The sequence below is a fragment of the Peribacillus sp. FW305-BF15 genome (genome assembly GCF_058783805.1).
Window position 1 is genome coordinate 24,706 of the sequence record NZ_JBYSYV010000021.1, and the last position, 21,298, is coordinate 46,003.

Here is a 21,298-nt window from a genome sequence, read left to right on the forward strand (position 1 = left end):
TGTTAAAAAACGAGAAGGATTTTTTATCCCTCTCGTTTTTTAAAGGTGATCGTATTAAGATTATTCTTGCGAGGTCTATAATACAATATTTAAATTTGAACATCTTCAGTTAATATTAGGATGTCTTCGATAATAAAAGAGCATAGGACATTCTTATTATTTTGAAAAGAACTCCTGAAGTGCCTTTTTATTTTCGGTACAGTCCATTTCCAAAACGGCTCCGGACTGGGGATATATTTCATCTTTAAAGCTTCCTTTCACTGGAACCCTTAAGGTCTCGACCGTGTCCGGTGTATGGAAGACGGCTTTGGGACCCATTTCCATTATTGTTTTCAGTCCAATATCCGTATCCAAGTACGAGAGTCCTTGTTCGATTATACTAGGAAGGGCTGCCATACCTTCGAAGGATGAGATTTGATTTATAAACGCTGTTTTTAATTGAACCATTACTTCTTGTTGACGCTCAACCCTGCCAAAATCACTTTCATCGTCATGTCTAAAACGGACATATTTCAATAATTCCTCACCATGTAAAACATTTTTACCGACGCTTGCTTGGATGCTCATATCATCTATGATTTCCTGATCCACATTCACCGCCACCCCCTCAGGGGCAAGTAAATCCACCATCTTCACAAATCCCTTAAAGTCGATTACCGCTACATGGTCGATCTTGACATCGAAGTTTTCCTGTATGGTTTTCTTGAGCAATTCCCTTCCACCATAATAATAAGCAGCATTTATTTTGTTATATCCTGATTTATTCCCGGGGATTTTCACATAACTATCACGCATAATGGAAGCCAGCTTCAGTTTCTCCTGCTCAGGAAAGTATTTTGCAAGGATAATCGCATCTGATCGAGATTTTTGCTCTCCCCTTGTGTCAACACCAATTAACAGAAAAGTTTTATCGTTTTCCTGGTTATCTTCATTGGTTAGTTTTTTTTCCGTACCTTCATTTCCATTTTGTTTGGGTAAAGGGGCATAGGTGCAGCCTGCCAGAATCAAGACCAATAGATATATGAACAATACCTTTTCTTTCATTACCTCACCTCATCGGAAAATTACCCCTATTCTCTGCCTAATTTTGGAATTCTATGCATGAAACGAAAAAAAAGCCTACCAACGATATCCGCTGACAGGCTTTTCAATCAAAATCATTTATTGATTTCTTTCTTTAATACTTCTACTGCCTTTTTCACTTGTGTGTCGTTTTTAAGGATTTTCTCGCGGATGACCTGCATCAATTTCACGGTAGTATCATCCTTAATGGTGCCGGTTTCTTTAATTTTTTGTTCCCTTTGGAATGCTATGACCGCATTCTTGGTTGCTTCATCGAAGAATCCATCTATTTTACCTGGATCATGTCCTGCTTCCTTCAGCATCTCTTCAGCCGCCTTCACTTCACTAGAAGAATCGGATGCTTTCAATTCCTTATCAGGCGAAATGTACGGAAGGCTGGCATAATCAGGAAGCTTCACAGTAATATCCGGCTTGATCCCTTTTTTATGAATCCAATTGCCTTCAGGAGTCAACCATTTAGCTGCCGTATATTTGAAGTTAGATCCATCTTCGAAGTCTTGGGCAGTCTGCACTGTCCCTTTCCCAAATGACTTGACACCGATCAATGGAATGTCCGCAGACTCACTGACAGCCGCTGCAACGATTTCAGAAGCACTGGCACTTCCATCATCAATCAGCACGACTACCGGGATTTTCAGTTCTCCATCATTCTCCGATTTATATACATCTTTTTTCCCGCTGCGATCCTCAACTTGAAGGACCACTTTCCCATTAGGTATGAACAGGCTTGCCATTTTTATTGCTTGATCAAGCAGTCCTCCTGGGTTTCCCCGCAAATCCAATACGAGACCCTTCATATCCTTCTTCGACATTTCTTCAAGCGCCGTTTTCAACTCTTGGACTGTATGTTCGGAAAAACTGGTCACTTGAATTTTTGCAACTCCATCATCAAGCATTTCCGCATATACCGTTTCAATCGGAATTGTATCCCGTTTAATGGTGAGCTTAATCGGTTCCGACTCACCAGCTCTTGAGATGGATAGATCAACTTTCGTACCCTTCTCGCCCCTGATTTTCAGGACAGCTTCAGAAGAGCTGAGTCCTTCAACACTTTTACCGTCCACACTTAATATGATATCATTCGGTTTTACCCCTGCTTTTTCTGCTGGGGACCCTTTTATCGGTGAGACGACCATGATTTGTCCATCCTGCTCCTGAATCTCAGCACCGATTCCTTCAAAAGATGAAGAGATGCTCTCATGGAAACTCGATGCTTGCTTTTTATCCATATAAGCAGAATAGGGATCATCCAATGATTTGATCATTCCATTAATTGCGCCGTCAACAAGTTTTTCTTCATCAACCTCTTCATAATAGTCATCTTTTATCTTATCGTATGTAGAATACAGCTTTTCAAATTCCGCATGCTTATCCGGTGCTAATGACTCTACTTTTTCATCTCCAAAGGTCAAGGCTATTGTAGTAATCCCTGCAGTTAGAAATATGACTAAGAAAATCCCCATAATGAACGTAAACTTCTTCATTTTAATGAATTTCCCTGCCTCTTTTGGCTGTTTTTGATTTTCTTCTTCCACTGAAGCCTCACCACTTTCATTCTTCATGACGATATAAACGATTTCATTCCTATTTTATCAGCTTTCATGCCAATCGAAAAATAATAGTTATCAAAAATAACAACTTATAGCCATATGTATTTTTTAATAAACTTCAAATCATGGAGAATGCTCCAAGGACAACAGGCATCTCCTGATATTACAAAAATGCGGATACCTGGAACAAATGAGCCTGTATCCAAACTGCCATTATACAGCATCACTTATTCCTGGTCACCCGCCTGTCATTTACATCCAATTATCAGTCCTGGATAGCTGCTTCCAATGCCACTTCAACCATTTCGTTAAAAGTTGACTGGCGCTCATCCGCCGACGTTTCCTCACCAGTTAAAATGTGATCGGAAATGGTCAATACAGATAAAGCTTGGCGTCCAAATTTAGCAGCAAGCGTGTAAAGGGCCGCTGATTCCATTTCTATCGCAAGTATTTGGTATTTTGCCCATTTTTCCAATTCACTATTATCGTTATAAAACTGATCGGCCGTAAATACATTACCGACCTTCAATTGCAAGCCCTTTGCCGTGCCGGCGTCATAAGCTTTTCTTAGTAATTCGAAATCTGCGGTCGGAGCAAAGTCCACCCCGCCGAAAGTCATACGATTCATTTGGGAATCAGTGGAGGCACTCATGGCAAGGATCACATCCCTGACTTTTACATCTTTTTGAATCGCTCCTGCAGTTCCCACACGAATCAACTTCTGGACATTATAGCTATTCATCAATTCATTCACGTAAATCGAAATGGATGGGACACCCATGCCTGTACCTTGTACAGAAATTCGTTTTCCTTTATATGTCCCTGTATATCCAAACATGTTACGAACTTCATTATAAAGTTTAGCATCCTCTAAAAATGTTTCAGCAATATATTTTGCACGCAACGGGTCCCCAGGAAGTAAGACCGTTTCCGCAATTTCATTCTCTTTTGCACCAATATGTACGCTCATACGACTATGTCCTCCTTAACTTGTGGTTGAAATGATATTCAAAAACTACTATACCATATCAACCACAAGTTAGGAAAATCGAACCTTATCTGGAACTTGAAAAATGGAAATCACGAAACGACTTTTGGCACCCTTCCTAAATCGCAAACAAAACGGCGGAGGTCCGCCGTCTTTTTTTTAATGGTTAATAAAATTAAGGGAAAGGAAGCTGCTAACCGTCTTAAGACAGGTTACTCATCGACTTCTTCATCAATTATGCATTTTTCAAGAAGATATTCGAATGTGATGTCAGCAAGATCTTCAACTTCAGCTTCTGTTGGAAGATAGCCCCGTCTTATCAATTCTTGAAAAAAGAATTCCGCTATCTCTTCTGTATCAATAAAAACCTCAATTTCTCGCAAATCATCGCCCCCTTATTTAAAGGTCTATGAATGTGTAGAGACAAATATACCAGTAAGGCATCCCTTAATGGAAAAACATATGAAGGGTCTATCGTTATCAAGTTCCATTCGTGTTCAATTTGAATGGATACTTCTATAGGGAATCTGGAAATTGCCCTTTATAGGTATCTTTCACTTCGTTTGCTTCTTTTTATGATCTGGATAAATTTCCTCTGCCGCCTTTTCTATTTTAGCAAGGGCGATTTTCATGATGTGACGATATTCATCATCGCCAAAATGTTCGTAGAGCTTACAATAATCATTATATAAATCCAACAGGCCATCAATCATTTCCTTTTTTTCATCTTTTGTCATTGTCATTTCTCGCTCACCTTTACCAGGGTTGTTTTGTTTAGCAATGATAGCAAGCTCATTTTTCTTTTGAGGAAGGAGCAGACCCAACTTTTTAATGATTCCATCTGCACGTTTAGCATCGGCAATCAAAGTCAGTTCTTCTTCATGCGCTTCAAGCCATTCACCATCAGAGATTCTTGATAACTCATAGATTACATCCTCCCAGGCATTTTCCTTATAGCGCCAAATTTCCGTTCGATAGCCGATAATCTTGAAATAATCCTGTTCATATCCATCCACTTGGACCAAGTCACCTAATAAAAATTTATATTCAATATCGATTTGCTCTTTCGGATAAAGGATTTCTCCTTCATATTCATTTATCGATTGCAATGTTTTTTCGATATAAAGACCTTCACTATAGTTCACTTCATACACATAAGCACCATCGAGAAATTTTACATCGGTTATATTCCCGACTGTCCCATACATTGTTATTACGACTGTATCGCCTAATTTAAATTTCGGCTGTTTTTTTTTGCCCATAAGAGACATCCCCCAATATGGTCCTTATCGTTTGATTAGTAAATTATATGCACAAACAAACATGGAGGTTAATGGAATTAAGCGGGCATTTTGCTCATTTAGCTAATTAACCGGCCCATTTATTTAAGGGCACTGCAACCAAAAACCGCCTCATTTAATGAGACGGTTCGTAGTGGGGATAGTGAGCGTCACTTTCGTTCCTTCGTCGGGGACGCTCTCAATTTGGAATTTTCCTTTTAATTCCTCCATTATCTGAATGCATGTCGCTACACCTAATCCGTTTCCATCCGGTTTGGTGGTATAAAAGGGCATACCGATATTTTTTAAATTCTCGGGACTTATACCTTTTCCATCATCACTGATCACTAATCTTATATATTGGGAGATGGAATCGTGATTCAGTTCAATCTGCCCCCTTGCTTCGATGGCTTCACATGCATTATTCAAGACATTCAAGAGAACCTGCCTTAACCGGTTCCTGTCTGAATAAACAATGACGGATTGTGTCATGCCATTAATTATTCTTACATGAGAACTCGGAATTGAGGGAGTATAGGTATCCATAATTTCATCAAGGAAATCCTTTAAATCGATTTTCTCCCATTCCAGTTGATGCGGTTTTGCCAAATCAAGAAGTTGAGTTACAAATACATTGACCCGATCCACTTCATGAAGCATGACATCGCTATATTTTTCTATCAATGATTTATCATGATCCTGGCTCTTCAATAATTGGAAAAAACCCTTTATTGTCGTCAATGGGTTCCTGATTTCATGGGCGACACCGGCAGCTAGCTGGCCTACATATTTCAATTTTTCCGTACGGACGATTTCCTTCTCACGATCTTCTATCGTTTCCATCATTCTTAAAAAGGCAAGGTTCAATTTTTCCATTTCCTCGAAGCTTCTTTTATCGGAAATGATGAATTCCTTTCCACCTATGAAATCCTCTGTCGCTTCGACAAGTTCTTGAACTGGCCGAACGAGGCTCTTTGTTAGTAAATAGACAGCCAGAATGATAGAAACAAAAACGATGCTGTAGATGGTCAGGTACCGTGTCAATAGGTCATTCAAAGGCTGAAACACCTGCTTCTTATCAGCACCCACAACAACAAACCATTTATTCTCTGTTTGGGCTATCGTATGGACAGGCTTGATGGAATATATTTTTTCCCCATTCTCTGCACTGTACAAATCATCCGATAACGAAGCTTCCATCAGCTTATCTTTTGTTAATCCCATTTCTCTCAAGGCAGAATCCTGCATAATGCCATGTGGGTCTTTTTTCGAAATCATGATGCCTTCCTGGTTGATCATGAAAAAGTTCACTGGGTATTTATCACTAATTTCATCAGCTTTTTTTTCCATCATCTCCCACAACCCTTCCAAACGGAAAGCTGTGGATACGACTCCGATCATTTCCCCTGCATGATCATATACCGGCGTACTCAGAGCTATAATCGGTTCTGAGAAAGCCCGGGTTTTATATACGTCTGAAAGGAACTCATGACCTTCTATTGCCTCTTTGAACCATATTCTCTTCGCGAGGTTATCCCCGATCATTTTATTGGATGTATCTGCAATGACATTGCCTTCCATATCCAAATGCATAACTCCGTAATAATTTCCTTTTGCATCGATAAACTTTTTTAGTTCATCTGACTTCTCTTCTTTTGAGTGGCCAGGATTGATGATTGCAGAATTTGCACTCATTAATTTCACATCACTGATCCGTTCGTTCAAATAGCTGTATGTTTCATTTACAATATTCAGTGAACCTGCATTCAGGGCATTTTTTGCTTCCTTCTCCAGAAGGGAGCGTTGTGACCCATAGGATATGATTCCCAAAATCAGAAGAGGAACACTTGCAATAAGTAAAGAATAAAGCAAAATTCGGGTTTGAAGGCTTTTTAACATCCTTCCGATCCTCCCTATTCCTGATCTCCCAATATGAGCCCTTCTTCTATTTGGACATACTGTTCCCACGCTTGATCGAAGACTGACATACTTTCGAGATAATCTACATTCAATTCTAAATAACTGCTCAGTTCATTATAATCAGTCGATTGTTTTGGGAAGCCATGATCCTCATAGGCATAATTGGCAAATTTAGTGATTGCATCAATTTCCTTTGGTTGTCGAAATTTCATTAAATATAAATAAAATGGTCTCATGATGTCGAGCCCCCCCTAAAATAACTATGATTTCTGCTTTAATATATCGGAAACTTTCGCTTCCGTCCACTTTTTTAAAAAACAATTTGGTTTTTTCTTCCTCATTTTATGAAATCCACGATTTTTCAACACAAAACGCATTCGTTTTATTACGGAATTACACTAAAATATCGTCTCTTTCCTTAAAACGGAATTTTTTTTATTTTTACGATATCGTTCTAAATATGTTCGATAAAGGAGACGAAGTTCTTCAACTGGTATCAATCAATGCCCAAGTCCTATAATAAACATGCGGGGCACGGACTGTCATTCCGCATGAAGGATGACGGAATGACTTCAAAAATCTTCAATTTCCCGCAGGCTATAGTTTTCTGAAAGGAAAAATCAAATCCCCTTCATCGATAGAAATAGTGGTTTACACTGTTCTGTCTAAAATGAGGGGATTTATTCATTCATATATGGAACAATTTATTGCTTTTGTTTGCTGTAAAAAATCCAGTCTTTTCACTATCGCCTTACACCTCTTACGAATAGTATGAAGAACATATTACTCACGAGTAGGATTTTCACGATGAAGTTCTTGATAATGATATGCTTTCATTGCATCTGGAGAAATAGGGAATTTCTTTTCGGTACTCTTCCCAGCCATCAAACACCTTGCTATTACTTTTCCCTAATAGTTTATAAAACATTTTTTTAGATGGCTATCTGAATCCGCACGATCAATGGCTATTTCCCCCATTCTCATTGGGATTGGAAATAACCTTAAAAGGGAATTTCAATAGACGTATCCCTTAAATGAAGGTCGCTTTTTAAAATTGGAATTTATCAGCAGTTATATTGTGATAGGGCATTATAAGCTTTTCCCTATTCATAGCTCATTGTCCCTATTTCAACTTCAATTACTCATCATACGCCTTCTGTTCCCAAGCTGTATCATATCAATAACTCCAACCCCAGATCATACATAGTATTGTACCGAAGACAGTAATTAGAGCTAGGAATATAGCGCAATATAATGTCATAAAAATTGATTTGCTATCATCAGTTTCACGAGCATGCATAAACACAACTAGTTGAACAGCTGCTTGTATGAATGCTGTCAATATAAAAATCGTCATGCCTGTTGCTTTTGACATATTGAAGAAGTAAACCAAAATAGCTACAAACGTCAAAATCAATGAAAATACAAAACCCCATACTTGCTTAGCCGGGAATAATTCCTTCATGTTCATGTCATCCCTTTCATGTAGATAAAGGTGAAGATGAAGATCCAAACGATATCTAAGAAATGCCAGTAAAGAGAGAAAATGAAAGATTTATTGGCTGTTTCAGGTGTCAACCCGCGTTTTTTCACTTGAAGGATAATAAATAACCCCCAGAAAAGCCCTAATGTAACATGTGCTCCATGTGTCCCTAATGTTGTAAAAAGCATCGATGTAAATGCACTAGTTTGCAGTGTAGCTCCTTCGCGATAATAGGTAATGAACTCAGTAATTTCAAATCCTATAAATCCTAATCCAAGAAGGAGAGTGATTACGAAAAATGTCAACATAGCTTCCTTGTTGCCAATTCGCATGGCATGAATTCCAAGCCCGATGACAAAACTGCTTGTTAAGAGCAAGAATGTTTCAGCAAGTACTGGAGTGATTTCAAATAATTCTGCTCCTGCAGGTCCATTACCCGTACGATCAACTAATGTAAAATATGATGCAAAGAGTGTTGCAAAAAGCATAATTTCGGCTCCAAGGAAAATCCAGAAGCCTAAAATATTTAGACGATTTTGTTCTGTACTATATTCAAGAGGTTGCGAGTGATCTATTTCCATTTATTAACACCTCCGAATTTTGCTTCTGTCTCTTTAATTTCTTCTACAGAAATGTAATGCCCATGATCAATTTCGAATGAACGATGAGCCATGCAAACAAAGATACCGATTAACCCAATAATCGCAAGAAACCATATGCTGAATACTAACGCAAATCCAAAGACAAAGAAGATACAGGACAGGATAAACGGTCCCCCGCTGTTATTGGGCATATGAATTTTTTCATAGTCACCCTTGAATAATTCATGACCATTATATTTAGCATCCCAAAACGTTTCCCTTGAGTTCACTTGTGGAATAATAGCAAAGTTATATTCTGGTACTGGATTATGAGTAGCCCATTCAAGGGAACGTGCATCCCACGGATCATCACTAACATTTCTTGGAGCATGGCGAATGCTATAGTAAATCGTATATACGATTAATACAAAGCTGATTGCCATTAAAGCTGCCCCGATAAACGAAATCATATTCAATGGTCCAAATCCAGTCGATTCAGAGTATGTGTACATACGACGTGCTTGACCATCTAAACCCGTAATATACATAGGGAAGAATGCTAAGCAAAAACCAATGGTTAGAAACCAGAACGCCCATTTCCCAATCCTTTCATTCAACATGAAACCAAACATTTTCGGCCAGTAGTAAGTTCCGGCACCAAGCACAGCAAATACTACACCCGGAATAATGACATTGTGGAAGTGAGCTACTAAAAACATTGTATTATGGTATTGATAATCCGCCGCTGACATCGCAAGCATAACCCCGGTAACTCCACCGATTGTGAAAAGAGGTATGAAACCTATTGAATAAAGCATAGGTACGGTAAATCTGATTCTGCCTTTCCACATCGTGAACAACCAGTTAAAGATCTTGATTCCAGTCGGGATAGCGATTACCATCGTTGTAATCGAGAAAATACTATTAACATATGCTGCTTGCCCCATTGTAAAGAAATGGTGCGTCCAAACGAAGAATGAATATATAGAGATAAATACCATTGAAGCAACCATTGATCGATATCCATATAGGTTACGTCGTGAAAAGGTTGGGATAATCTCACTAAAAAGACCAAATGCAGGCAAAATTAAGATATAAACTTCAGGATGTCCCCAAACCCAGAACAGGTTAGCCCAAAGCATATCCATACCGCCATCAGTCATTGTGAAAAACTTGGTTGCGAATAGTCGATCCATTGTTCCCATGATCAGCGCCACTGTTAATACAGGGAATGCGAAAATGATAATAACGCTTGTGACTAAAGCAGACCATGTAAACATTGGCATTTTCATTAATGTCATACCGGGTGCTCTCATTTTAACAATAGTCGTCAAAAAGTTAATCCCCGTCATTAATGTACCTATTCCGGCTATCTGAATACCAATCATATAATAATTCGTTCCAACATGCGGGCTAAATTCATTACCTGCAAGCGGGAAATAAGATGTCCACCCTGCATCAGGCGAACCACCAATTACAAAAGAGATGTTGAATAGCATCGCACCCATAAAAAATAACCAGAAACTTACGGCATTTAGACGTGGGAATGCTACATCTCGGGCTCCAATTTGTAATGGCACTACGAAATTCATTAAGGCCATAATGTACGGCATCGCCATAAAGAGAATCATCACAACCCCATGTGTTGAAAAAATTTCATTATAGTGCTGTGAATCTAATAATTTGTTATCCGGTACGGCAAGTTGCGCACGCATCATCACAGCATCTACCCCGCCACGAAATAGCATTAGCAAAGCAGATATTAGATACATAATACCTATTCTTTTATGATCGACGGTTGTTAGCCAGCCACTCCATAAAAAAAACCATTTTTTAAAGTGGGTTAAACCAACAATGATCAAGAGAACAGTAACACCAATGGCCACCATTGATGAGTAAATGACGGGACTAGGATTAGGTATAAGAAATCTAGAAAAAAAACCCATACTTTTGTGTTTCCTTTCTGAAAATATTTTTCTCGAGATAGACTAAGCAATTATTCATGATTGTGTACTGATTTTTCTTTACTATTACTTGACTTATGATCATGTTCCATATGTTCGCCTTTTGAATTCGCGTTAGAGTCACTTGCGCCATGATGATGTCCAGCATTTTCACCTTCTGGAGCTGGTGAGAAGTCTAAATGAGTTCCAGTAAACGTTAACTGTCCTTCATGACCCGGTTTTAATAATTCATTGAATCTTACTTCAGTAATGGGTTTCGCAGTTTCTTTAACTTCCTTTACCCATTCATCAAACTTATCTTGAGACATCGCTTCGACGTGGAACATATTTTCAGCGAATCCTTTCCCACTAAAGTTTGCATTTCGTCCCATCATTTCCCCTGATTCGTCCGCTGCTAAGTGTAATGTGGTCACCATGTTAGACATGGCATATTTTTGACCGCCAAGTTGTGGAATCCAGAAACTCGTGATAGGCCCGAATGAATAAAGTTTAAATTCAAGTGGTCGATTTGTTGGAATATACAAGTAGTTAACTGTCTCGATATCGTTTTCTGGATAACTAAAATGCCACTTCCAGTCTGATGACGAAGCGTAAATAACTAATGGATCTTGACCCTTGTACCCTTCCGGAGTGGCTTCCACTTTATTGTTGGAAATTACAGAAACTACGGAGAAGAAAATGACGATTAAAATTGGGACCCCAACAATAATCGTTTCAACAACATGATTCCCTTCAATGTAGGGTGGTTCATAATCTTTAGGTAGTTTAGAGTCACGGTATTTCGTTAACACAAAGACTAAAATAGCACAAACAACTATAACAATAACCGCCATGATCGCAATTGATAGCCAAATCACATTGGCCTGCGTTTGGGCTTGAGGTCCTTTAGGGTCTAAGACCGCTAATGATTCACAGCCAGAAAGCACATTGACGATGGTAGAAAGAATAGCTAATGTAACCCATTTTATTTTCATATATGTACCCTTTCTTTTAAGATTCATTTCTAAGTTATCCACAAAAAATGAAGTTATCCCAAAAAATGCTTATTAAGAATGGTAATTTCTCACAATCATACTTATAGGCGGGATATATATATGAATTCATTTGGGGAATGTTCAGAGAAACAGGTAATCTAAATACCTACTTGCTTTGAAAAGAAATTTGAATATGTGAGGAGAAGATACTGCATGGATTTTTTTATTCCTAGTGGTCAAAGTACGGGAGTGAAGATGAAGATTTAAAATGGTTGAGAATTGTCCTTGATAGGGGTTGGCTGCACTATTGGTACTGGATTTTTTCTTGGACCGGCCATTGATATAAAATAACAGGCCCTTCAATTTTCCTTTCCTTTACAACAGCCGCAGGGATTTTAATTTTGTACGATTGGTCTTTCATTATTATTTCTGCTCTTCGTATTTTGAAAATAAAATTTAGTTGTTTTAACAGTGCTTTTTCATCTACCCTAATACCCTTTGAAGAAATTTAAAAAGACCTCTCCAAAAGAGGCTTCCAAAATAATATATCTCAATATACCGTTTGCTTCCTTCAGAATTCCGCGTCACTAATAATGCCTTCACTGTTCGAGATGTGCACCCTATCGACCGCACCGCCGGGCGCACAGAAAAACCTCACCAAAAAAAGTAGATGATGAGGTAACTTCTAATTATTTTTTATTTCCCAAAATCAAAATAATTCCGCTTTAACAACCGCTTCATCTTCAATAACTCGTCATACGTCGTCTGTTTCCCTAACTCTTTCGTATCAATTAAAAACAGCTGGTCTTCAATCTCTTTAGTCGTTTCATCACTCTGAAATAGCGCATGGCAATTATCACAATAGAACGATGGCGTTTCATCAATTTCAACCGCTCTCGATCCATCTGGCAACTCCCAAAACACTGTATCGGTTACCGATTGTAATGTTCCGACCTCACACCATGGACACGTCTCCATGCTATTCATCCCCCTTAGGAGTGCTCTTTTTTTGCTGTGCCTGGAATTTCTTTTCTTTTAACAAATCTCGCTTTTCACGTTTGTTCTTCAATGAAGCATGCTCTGGGTTGGTCACGTAATTTTCCCGTCGGTTCATTCGCTTCAGCCCTTCAGGCACTAAATTGAATTGTTTGTCGTTCATTAAACCAGATACACCTATATCTGACTGTTTTTCTTCCATATCAGGATATACCCTTTTGAAATAATCATCTGCAAGTCCTGGTGTATATTGCTCAGGTTCAGGATATGTGGTTATCACACCTTCAAAATTGCGCAGTACTGTTTTTGTTGGAGATTGTGAAAGGATATAATTCGGCTGCAGGGTGATTTTCCCTCCCCCTCCTGGTGCATCGACGACGAAGGTAGGCACTGCATACCCGGATGTATGGCCCCGGAGCCCTTCGATGATTTCAATTCCTTTTGAAATGGGTGCCCTGAAATGTCCGATTCCTTCCGAGAGGTCGCACTGATAGATATAGTAAGGGCGGACACGGATCTTAACAAGATCATGCATCAGCTTTTTCATGATTGCGACACTGTCATTTATCCCCGCTAAAATAACTGCCTGGTTACCTACAGGTACACCCGCATCGGCAAGCATCTCACATGCTTTCTTTGACTCTTCGGTAATTTCTATCGAGGTATTGAAATGAGTATTCAGCCAAACCGGGTGATATTTTTTTAAAATGGCACATAAATTTTCAGTGATTCTTTGAGGAAAAACAACCGGTGCCCGTGTACCTATCCTGATTATTTCAACATGAGGAATTTCCCTTAAGTTTTTGAGGATATATTCAAGGATCGTGTCATTGATCAATAATCCGTCCCCGCCGGAAATAAGGACATCCCGAACTGCCGGTGTGTCACGTATATAACCAATTGCTGCGTCCAATTGTTTTTTTGGCACGCCCATGCCAATTTGGCCTGAAAAACGTCTTCGCGTACAATAACGGCAGTACATGGAACATTGATTCGTCACCAAAAAAAGAACGCGATCAGGATATCTATGGGTCAATCCCGGTACAGGGGAGTCCTCATCCTCATGCAGGGGGTCTTCCATGTCATATTTGGTTTTATGCATTTCTTCCGAGATTGGGACCGATTGCATTCTGATTGGACACCTTGGGTCATCTTTATTCATTAACGAAGCATAGTATGGGGTGATATTCAATGGAATGGTTTTCGTGGAAATCCTCACGCCTTCCTCTTCATCCGGAGTCAGGTTTATCACTTTTTTCAAATCATCAACTGTTCGGATCGTATTTGTAAGCTGCCACAGCCAGTTGTTCCATTGTTCTTCGGTTACATCTTTCCATAGCTCTATATCTTTCCAATTGCGGTCTGGCTTATATAAGTCAAATAACATGGTTATACCTCCTGAGTTATGATAGTAGTATTAAATGCAAGAAGGATGCCAAAATGACCCAAAAATTCGAATGCCCATAAAAAAAACCGGACTGCAGGCTGCATCCGGATTTTTTCCATCAAATATGTTTTTTTATTTTATATTGCAAGGTCTGTCTTGGAATTTGCAATAGCTTCGATGCTTGGAAAACGTTACCGTTCGTTTGAAGAAGGGCCTCGGTAATCAATTTTGTTTCCATCTCAATCATGGCCTCACGAAGGGGAAGTATTTTTTCGGATGGGTTGCGCTTCTTTAAAAACTGGGGCAAATCTTCAAGATTCAATACATCATTCTCCGTATGGTTCATCATGAATTCTATCGTATGTTTAAGTTCCCTTACATTTCCAGGCCAGTCATATTTCCGAAAAAAATCCTTTGTCTTCTCATCCATGCCTTTTATGGATAGTCCTAATTTACTGTTAAATATAGATATGAAATGTTCAGAAAGAAGCTCTATATCATCAATCCGCTCCCTTAGCGGAGGCAGCTCGTAGCTCAATACGTTCAATCGGTAAAATAAATCCGGCCTTAGCCTATTTTCCGATACGGCCTTTTTCGGATCAATATTCATCGCTGCCATGATCCTGACATTCACCTGTACACTTTTTGTGCCACCTATCCTCCTGATGAACCCATCTTCAAGCACGCGCAGAAGCTTTGCCTGCAAGTCAATCGGCATCGATTGCAATTCATCCAAAAACAAGGTTCCGCCGTTGGCCAATTCAAACAATCCCTGTCGCTCCACAGCACCAGTGTAGCTTCCTTTTGCCGTACCGAATAGAAGCGATTCCAATAAACTTTCTGGTAAGGCCGCACAATTTTGAGCGATGAAAGGTTCATTACTGCGGCTCGATTCCTGGTGGATGCTTTGAACAAAAAGCTCTTTTCCTACACCGCTTTCCCCATAAACCAATACCGATGAGGTGGAGCGGGCAGCCTTTTTACCTTGGGATATCAAACTTTTAAACCCCTTATCACTTGTCAGGATTTCAGTGAAAGAATACAATCCGCCGTTCCCAGTCGTTTTCCTTTGAGGACTTTTGATTGTCTTGAGCGAGCTTTCCAGATCAGCTAACCTTTCCGATAATTGCTTCAAGCTTGAATAATCCTTTGCAATCTCGATTGCACCTATCATAAACCCATCTACATATATGGGTAGAGTAGTATTTAGCGTCTCAATGATACGCCCATGAGCATTTACATACGATTGACTATAGTTATAGATTGGTTTTTCATATTTAATGACCCGGAGTAACGTCGATGATTTGTGATTCAAAGAAGGGAACGCTTCAAGCAACGGTTTCCCGAGCACTTCACTTCTTTTCATCCCATCATGATTGGCGGCCACTTCGTTATAAAAGATGGTCTGTCCTTTTGGATCTATCACATGAATGCCTTCATCAATGGTTTCTAATATCGCTTCCAACACTTCACTTGTATTAAAAAATTCACTAGGCAAGCTATCCCTCCTCAATACCTTCTTGCTAGATGTATATGAGGAAATGCCAAAAACTTGTCATGAACCGCCTAAAAATGAGCATTCAACTAAAGTTTTTCACCCAAAGATTCATATCTTCCAGCTTATCAAAGATATAACAATTATTGGCCAAACGTCCGCGGTACGAGTATCCATGCTGATGCAATGCAGCATTCATGCCGAAAGAGAGCGACCGGGCAATCGAATAGATACAATAAATGCCGTGTGAAATAAGATAGTCCTCAAGCGCGGAAATCAATTGTTTCATCAAGCCGTACTGCCGATGTTCCGGCAATGTCGCACAGTCAGTGATTTCTGCATTATGGTAAAAGGAATTAATTTCTGCGGAAGCAGCACTGACGATCCTCTCTTCATGGACATAAATATAAAAAACCGTTCCCATTTCCATGCACTTTTTCACATAAACCGGATCATTCATGGGTGTGGGATACACCTCGAAAACCTTCCCATACAGTTGGGCCAGCTGAAGTGCATCTGCCACTTCAGCTTTACGTCCTTGATAGGCTGACGGCGGTTCATCCAGTCCGGATTTAACCGGCAGCATCTGAACATCGGTAAGGATTTGATCTTCCCTTTCCCATTCAGCACTATTGCGCCTTTCATTCCGGTTATATTTAACAAGGAAGAAACAATCGCTTCCCAAAAAGAATTTATCGATGCTTCCTTCATATAGGAAGCCCTGAGCAAGCAATGCCATAACGTTTTCCTTGCGGGACTTGAAGATGATTTTTTCTGCTGATATGCTTTTAGCCACCTTCAAGGTTTCCTCCACGCATTCTTGAAAATGCCCTAGATAATCATCAACCCTGATTCGCTTATTAAAATGGTCGATCGTAATATGTATGGTGCACATTGGCTTTCGAATTCTTTTTTCGATGATTCCAGCCTCCATTTGTCCCGCTCCTTTCACATCTTCGAAAATTGTTGCGAAAGGCCTGACCCTTCCCGGATCAGACCTTGGAAAAATGATTATTCCTGGTCCACCCCACACCATTCAATAATGGTCAAAGCGATGATTTCCGCAACTTCCAACATTTTATCAACCTCTATATATTCGTTCGAATCATGGGCCATCTTCGTTTCCCCTGGTCCAAACACAACGACGGGGGTAGAACCAACTGATGAAAGATACCCTCCATCCGTCGCCCATGGTGAAGCTTCGACAAGCGGTTCTTCGCCGACCACTTTTTCATAGTATGTGCCAATTGTCTTCATGAGCGGGTGATTGATTTCGAGATTGCCAGGCAGCCACCTGGCCCCAAACCATTCTAATTCAATAGGTCTTTCTTTGAACCATGCATCACTCTCGTTTAAAGCATCTATTCGCTCCTTCAGCGATTTTTGTGCATCTTCCATGGTTTCTGTAGGGGCGATGCCGAATCTTCCTTCCAGGACGGCTGTATCCGGCACGGAGGAAGGCCAATTCCCGCTTTGAATGCTACCAATATTGATTGGAATGGGGATAGGGACATTTTTATAGAGTGAATGACGGAGTGACTCATTCCGTTCTTGTTCAAGCATCTTGATTTCTTTCATTACAACAACTGCTTTATCAATTGCACTGACTCCTTCATACCTAGTGCCTCCATGTGCAGACTTGCCTTTTATTCTCAGTCGAAACCACATCGAACCTTGCTGTAATGGGAATAGTTTCATATTTGTAGGTTCCGGAATGATTGCACCATCAGCTTTATACCCGCGTATGACTGCCGCAAGTGTGCCGGCACCACCGCTTTCCTCTTCAATCACACTCTGAAATATCAAATCCCCCTTCAATTGGATTCCAGATTCGACGATCGCTTCAATGGCCAGCAATAAAGATACATTGCCGCCTTTCATATCCGTCGTTCCCCGCCCGAAAACTTTCCCGTCCATCAACTTGCCGCTATAGGGTTCATCATGCCATGCTGCATGATCACCTTCAGGAACTACATCAATATGTCCGTTTAAAATAAGGGATTTCCCCTTGCCTGTTCCTCTTCTAATGGCCACAAGGTTCGGATTTCCTTTAAAATCCCTGCGGTCGCAATAAAAATGGGGATGTTTTCTTAATTGTTCATCCCCGATTTCCCATAGGTCTATTTCCAGACCAAGTTGTCTGCACTTCTCGACCACTATTGCTTGTGCACTTCCTTCTTGGCCCCTTTTGCTCGGTTCCTGAACCAGTTTTTGCAAAAGCTGAACCCCATTCATCCGATGTTCATTCAGCCATGTTCTTATTTTTTCCTCATACATATCCATTCTCCTCTCTCATTCTTTTAATTTTTGGATATTTTCAGAGACGGTAAACGAGGCTTCGGTCCGATTCCTGATTTCCTCAATGCTGGACGTATCAAATACATCAGTTAATAGGAGGCCCTCCGAAGTTACGGAAAACACGCCTAATTCGGTGATGATCATATGTACGCATTTTTGGGCTGTTAACGGCAACGTACATGTTTTGACTAATTTAGACATGCCCGCTTTATCGTTATGTTCCATCAAGACAATGACCTTTTTTGCCTTTGCAGCCAGTTCCATTGCACCGCCCATGCCTGGCACCCGCTTTCCCGGAACAATCCAATTAGCGAGATCCCCCGCTTGACTTACTTGAAGTGCTCCTAGAATCGTGATATCCACCCTGCCGCGGCGTATCATTCCAAATGCAACGGTACTGTCGCAGTAAGAAGCCCCGGCTCTAATGGTGATCGGCAATCCCCCAGCATTGCAAAGATGCGCATCTTCCTTCCCCGTTTCAGGAGTACTGCCAATTCCCACAAGGCCATTTTCTGCATGAAACATCACTTTATGATCATCCCAAAGATGATTCGGTACAAGTGATGGAATGCCAATTCCCAAATTGACCAGCATCCCATCGCTTATTTCTGCTGCTGCCCGTTTCGCTATTCTGTTTCTATCCCCTGTTCCCAAACCCATTTCCAATCGACTCCTTTTGATGGAATGATATAATCCACAAAGGCCCCCGGTACAATGATGTTCTCTGGATCCAAAGTGCCCAGCGGAACGATTTGCCTGACTTCGACTATAGTGATCTGTCCGGCCGCAGCAACGATTGGATTCGTATTCCTGGCACTTTTATCGAATAGAAGATTTCCATAAGGATCAGCCATTTCTGCGTAAACAATGGCGATATCTGCAGTTAATGCCGATTCCACCAGATAATTTTTCTTGCCTAGCTTTACGGTTTGCTTGCCTTCCCGGACGATATCGGCTTCCATTCCAATATCGGTCAATATTCCGCCGAGTCCCATCCCTCCGGCCCGGATGCGTTCGACAAGTGTCCCTTGCGGACAGAACTCCACTTCGAGTTCACCATTGTTCATTAATAGTCCTGCATTGGGATTGGAACCGATATGGGAAACGATGACTTTTTTCGCTCGGCGCTGGGTGACCAGTTTTCCGATTCCGATATTTGGGAAACCTGTATCGTTCCCAATCAAGGTTAAATCCTTAATACCTGATTCCAAAATCACATTGATCAATCCCGGAGGCGTCCCTATGCCACCGAATCCCCCAAATAGGATGGACTGTTTATCTTTAAAGTGATGGCGGACATCTTCCAAACGACAAATCTTCTGGAATGTATTTTCCACCACTATGACTCACTTCCTTGTTGTGATGATCGTTTACCTATCGATTCATTAAATTGCCCAAAGGTTATATCGACCCTCATTAACAATTCAGCACACTCCTCTTCCGATATCGTTAGCGGCGGGGAGATGATGAGGGCTGCCCCGGTTACACCGTCAAGGCCTGCAGCTGCGGGATAAAGAAGGATTCCGTTCCTCATTCCCAATTCAATGATTTCATTGGTCACATCTGCATCCTTCGGAAATGGGGCCTTCGTTGCTTTATCCAGGACAAATTCGATGCCAATCAATAAACCTCTCCCGCGTATATCACCGATAAAGGAATACTTCCCTGCCAACTTTTTCAAGCCCCTAATCAGGTAATTCCCCCTGTCGGCTGATTTTTCGACAAGTTCATTCCTTTCGACATAGTCTAAAACCGCCAAAGATACCGCACACGATAACGGATTTGCACTTAAAGTATGACCTCCTATAATTGACTTCGATCCTTTCATTATGGGTTCCATCACGTTTTTGGTCATTACTGCCGCCGCTATTGGGGTATACCCCCCACTCATACCTTTACCTAATGTCACGATATCAGGTTCCACATCCCAATATTCGGAAGCAAGCATCTTACCGGTACGTCCAAATCCGGTCATTACTTCATCCGCAATGAATAAAATATCATTCTCTTCGCAGATTTTCTTGAGTTTTTGAAAATAACCGTCAGGAGGAACAATGGCCCCTCCGGCTGCGCCGATAACAGGTTCTGCAATGAACGCCGCTATATTTTCACTGCCAATGCGCCGGATTGATGCTTCCAATTCCGAAGCACAGGCCATTCCGCAAGTATGTTGGTCAAGTTGAAGTGGACATCGGTAACAATATGGAGGAGATACAGAAGGATATGATTCAAGCAAAGGAGTAAAGCGTTCCCGGCGAATCGGATGTCCAGACATTGAAAGAGCTCCCATCGTGATGCCATGGTAGCTCATCCATCTCGATATGATTTTCTGTTTCTTTGGCTTCCCTTTTTCCTGCCAATGCTGAATGGCAATTTTTAATGCCGTTTCAGTCGCCTCGGAGCCGCTGTTTACAAAAAAGCTGTATGTCAGTTCCCCTTTGGTCAATTCTGCAATTTTTCCGGCAAGTTTCTCTGCAGCATCGCTGGTAAATTGGGAACGATACACAAACGAAACCTGTTGAGCCTGTTTTACCATCGCCTCAATGATTTCCTGGACTCCATGGCCAATATTGGCTGTAACGGCACCGGAAGAAGCATCGAGATAATCCTTTCCATTTTTATCGTATAAAAACACTCCCTGACCATGACTGATAGTCGGGTAGGCTCCTCCCAGGACCGGTTTAATCAATGAAGACTGCTCCATAAGCCCGCACACTCCTTCTCTTTAAAAACAAATGCCATATAATAAAGTGTATGTCCAGATGAAGGTAATCTTGCTAAGGAAATTGGCCTAAGCATGTATACGGATAATTTCTTGGTTTCATGGAGATTTTCCAAAAATGGCGACAAAAAAAGTGTATCCGCGAGAGATACACTTTTTTCTTACAATACGCTATTTAGTTTTTCTTCACGAATGGATTCCAAAAAACTTTCATCCTTTAAAACAGCCAACACATTTTTATAAAAAGCCGTTTTATCGATATTTGAAGTATGTACATATTCATACTCTTTTAAAGACGGATGACGCAAAACATTTTTCATGCAGGAATGACAAACTTTTTTAGTTCCTAACTTATAGTAGTTCAAGTTACTTGCATCCCCGTTAGAAGTGTCTTCGTTACAAACGGAACATGTATGGCTCACACGGCCTTTTTTATTATACTCGGCCAAAGCCCCTTCTAAACGAATGGATGCTGGAATTGTTAATAACACATAATCACCTTTTCTATTTTAAATCTCTTAGTATTATATCAGAAAAATAAAGAATTTGAACTATTAGACTCATATTCCCTAAGAAT

General features: G+C 40.5%; 20 protein-coding genes. All 20 read right to left on the reverse strand.

The annotated features are described in order from the left end of the window. Nucleotides 1-156 precede the first annotated feature (156 nt). Nucleotides 157-1,044, reverse strand: a complete 888-nt coding sequence (locus AC3WLU_RS20010) for an LCP family protein (RefSeq protein ID WP_413003535.1) — start codon at nucleotides 1,042-1,044, stop codon at nucleotides 157-159. 113 nt (nucleotides 1,045-1,157) lie between these two features. Beyond that, entirely contained in the window at nucleotides 1,158-2,618 is a 1,461-nt protein-coding gene (locus AC3WLU_RS20015) for a lmo1851 family serine protease (protein ID WP_492597787.1), read from the reverse strand. A 280-nt stretch (nucleotides 2,619-2,898) separates the two neighbouring features. After that, nucleotides 2,899-3,603: a purine-nucleoside phosphorylase gene (deoD, locus tag AC3WLU_RS20020; protein ID WP_034307509.1), complete on the reverse strand. Its 705-nt coding sequence runs from the start codon at nucleotides 3,601-3,603 to the stop codon at nucleotides 2,899-2,901. Between the two features lie 230 nt (nucleotides 3,604-3,833). After that, nucleotides 3,834-4,004, reverse strand: coding sequence for a YozD family protein (locus AC3WLU_RS20025; RefSeq protein WP_064505166.1), 171 nt, complete (start codon nucleotides 4,002-4,004; stop codon nucleotides 3,834-3,836). A gap of 171 nt (nucleotides 4,005-4,175) precedes the next feature. Beyond that, entirely contained in the window at nucleotides 4,176-4,883 is a 708-nt protein-coding gene (gene yodN / locus AC3WLU_RS20030) for a germination protein YodN (protein ID WP_034307510.1), read from the reverse strand. A 150-nt stretch (nucleotides 4,884-5,033) separates the two neighbouring features. Continuing rightward, nucleotides 5,034-6,800, reverse strand: a complete 1,767-nt coding sequence (locus AC3WLU_RS20035) for an ATP-binding protein (protein ID WP_413003533.1) — start codon at nucleotides 6,798-6,800, stop codon at nucleotides 5,034-5,036. Nucleotides 6,801-6,814: 14 nt separating this feature from the next. Continuing rightward, a complete protein-coding gene (locus AC3WLU_RS20040) occupies nucleotides 6,815-7,057 on the reverse strand; it encodes a YozE family protein (protein ID WP_413003531.1) in 243 nt (80 codons plus the stop codon). A 941-nt stretch (nucleotides 7,058-7,998) separates the two neighbouring features. After that, entirely contained in the window at nucleotides 7,999-8,286 is a 288-nt protein-coding gene (qoxD, locus tag AC3WLU_RS20045; protein ID WP_057277337.1) for a cytochrome aa3 quinol oxidase subunit IV, read from the reverse strand. 2 nt (nucleotides 8,287-8,288) lie between these two features. After that, a complete protein-coding gene (qoxC, locus tag AC3WLU_RS20050) occupies nucleotides 8,289-8,885 on the reverse strand; it encodes a cytochrome aa3 quinol oxidase subunit III (protein ID WP_413003529.1) in 597 nt (198 codons plus the stop codon). Next, complete coding sequence (qoxB, locus tag AC3WLU_RS20055; protein ID WP_413003527.1) at nucleotides 8,876-10,831, reverse strand: cytochrome aa3 quinol oxidase subunit I; 1,956 nt, start codon at nucleotides 10,829-10,831, stop codon at nucleotides 8,876-8,878. Before qoxB ends, qoxC begins: the two co-directional genes overlap by 10 nt. A gap of 50 nt (nucleotides 10,832-10,881) precedes the next feature. After that, nucleotides 10,882-11,823 carry a cytochrome aa3 quinol oxidase subunit II gene (qoxA, locus tag AC3WLU_RS20060; RefSeq protein WP_413003525.1) on the reverse strand — a complete coding sequence of 314 codons (942 nt, stop codon included), beginning with the start codon at nucleotides 11,821-11,823 and terminating at the stop codon, nucleotides 10,882-10,884. A gap of 696 nt (nucleotides 11,824-12,519) precedes the next feature. Continuing rightward, nucleotides 12,520-12,801 carry a YokU family protein gene (locus AC3WLU_RS20065; protein WP_063575878.1) on the reverse strand — a complete coding sequence of 94 codons (282 nt, stop codon included), beginning with the start codon at nucleotides 12,799-12,801 and terminating at the stop codon, nucleotides 12,520-12,522. Between the two features lies 1 nt (nucleotide 12,802). Next, on the reverse strand, nucleotides 12,803-14,206 hold the full coding sequence (kamA, locus tag AC3WLU_RS20070) for a lysine 2,3-aminomutase (protein WP_063575877.1): 1,404 nt from the start codon (nucleotides 14,204-14,206) through the stop codon (nucleotides 12,803-12,805). A 118-nt stretch (nucleotides 14,207-14,324) separates the two neighbouring features. Beyond that, nucleotides 14,325-15,704 (reverse strand): sigma-54 interaction domain-containing protein, encoded by a 1,380-nt coding sequence (locus AC3WLU_RS20075; RefSeq protein ID WP_063575876.1) that lies wholly within the window; start codon nucleotides 15,702-15,704, stop codon nucleotides 14,325-14,327. A gap of 82 nt (nucleotides 15,705-15,786) precedes the next feature. After that, complete coding sequence (gene ablB / locus AC3WLU_RS20080; protein WP_492597788.1) at nucleotides 15,787-16,635, reverse strand: putative beta-lysine N-acetyltransferase; 849 nt, start codon at nucleotides 16,633-16,635, stop codon at nucleotides 15,787-15,789. Nucleotides 16,636-16,712: 77 nt separating this feature from the next. Continuing rightward, entirely contained in the window at nucleotides 16,713-17,984 is a 1,272-nt protein-coding gene (locus AC3WLU_RS20085) for a peptidase (protein WP_098864260.1), read from the reverse strand. A 9-nt stretch (nucleotides 17,985-17,993) separates the two neighbouring features. Further along, on the reverse strand, nucleotides 17,994-18,659 hold the full coding sequence (locus AC3WLU_RS20090; RefSeq protein ID WP_057277328.1) for a 3-oxoacid CoA-transferase subunit B: 666 nt from the start codon (nucleotides 18,657-18,659) through the stop codon (nucleotides 17,994-17,996). Then, a complete protein-coding gene (locus tag AC3WLU_RS20095) occupies nucleotides 18,626-19,336 on the reverse strand; it encodes a CoA transferase subunit A (RefSeq protein ID WP_063577696.1) in 711 nt (236 codons plus the stop codon). Before AC3WLU_RS20095 ends, AC3WLU_RS20090 begins: the two co-directional genes overlap by 34 nt. Nucleotides 19,337-19,338: 2 nt before the next feature. Continuing rightward, nucleotides 19,339-20,703, reverse strand: coding sequence for an aspartate aminotransferase family protein (locus AC3WLU_RS20100; protein WP_063575874.1), 1,365 nt, complete (start codon nucleotides 20,701-20,703; stop codon nucleotides 19,339-19,341). Nucleotides 20,704-20,882: 179 nt separating this feature from the next. Continuing rightward, nucleotides 20,883-21,212, reverse strand: coding sequence for a hypothetical protein (locus AC3WLU_RS20105; protein ID WP_034307530.1), 330 nt, complete (start codon nucleotides 21,210-21,212; stop codon nucleotides 20,883-20,885). Nucleotides 21,213-21,298: the final 86 nt, after the last annotated feature.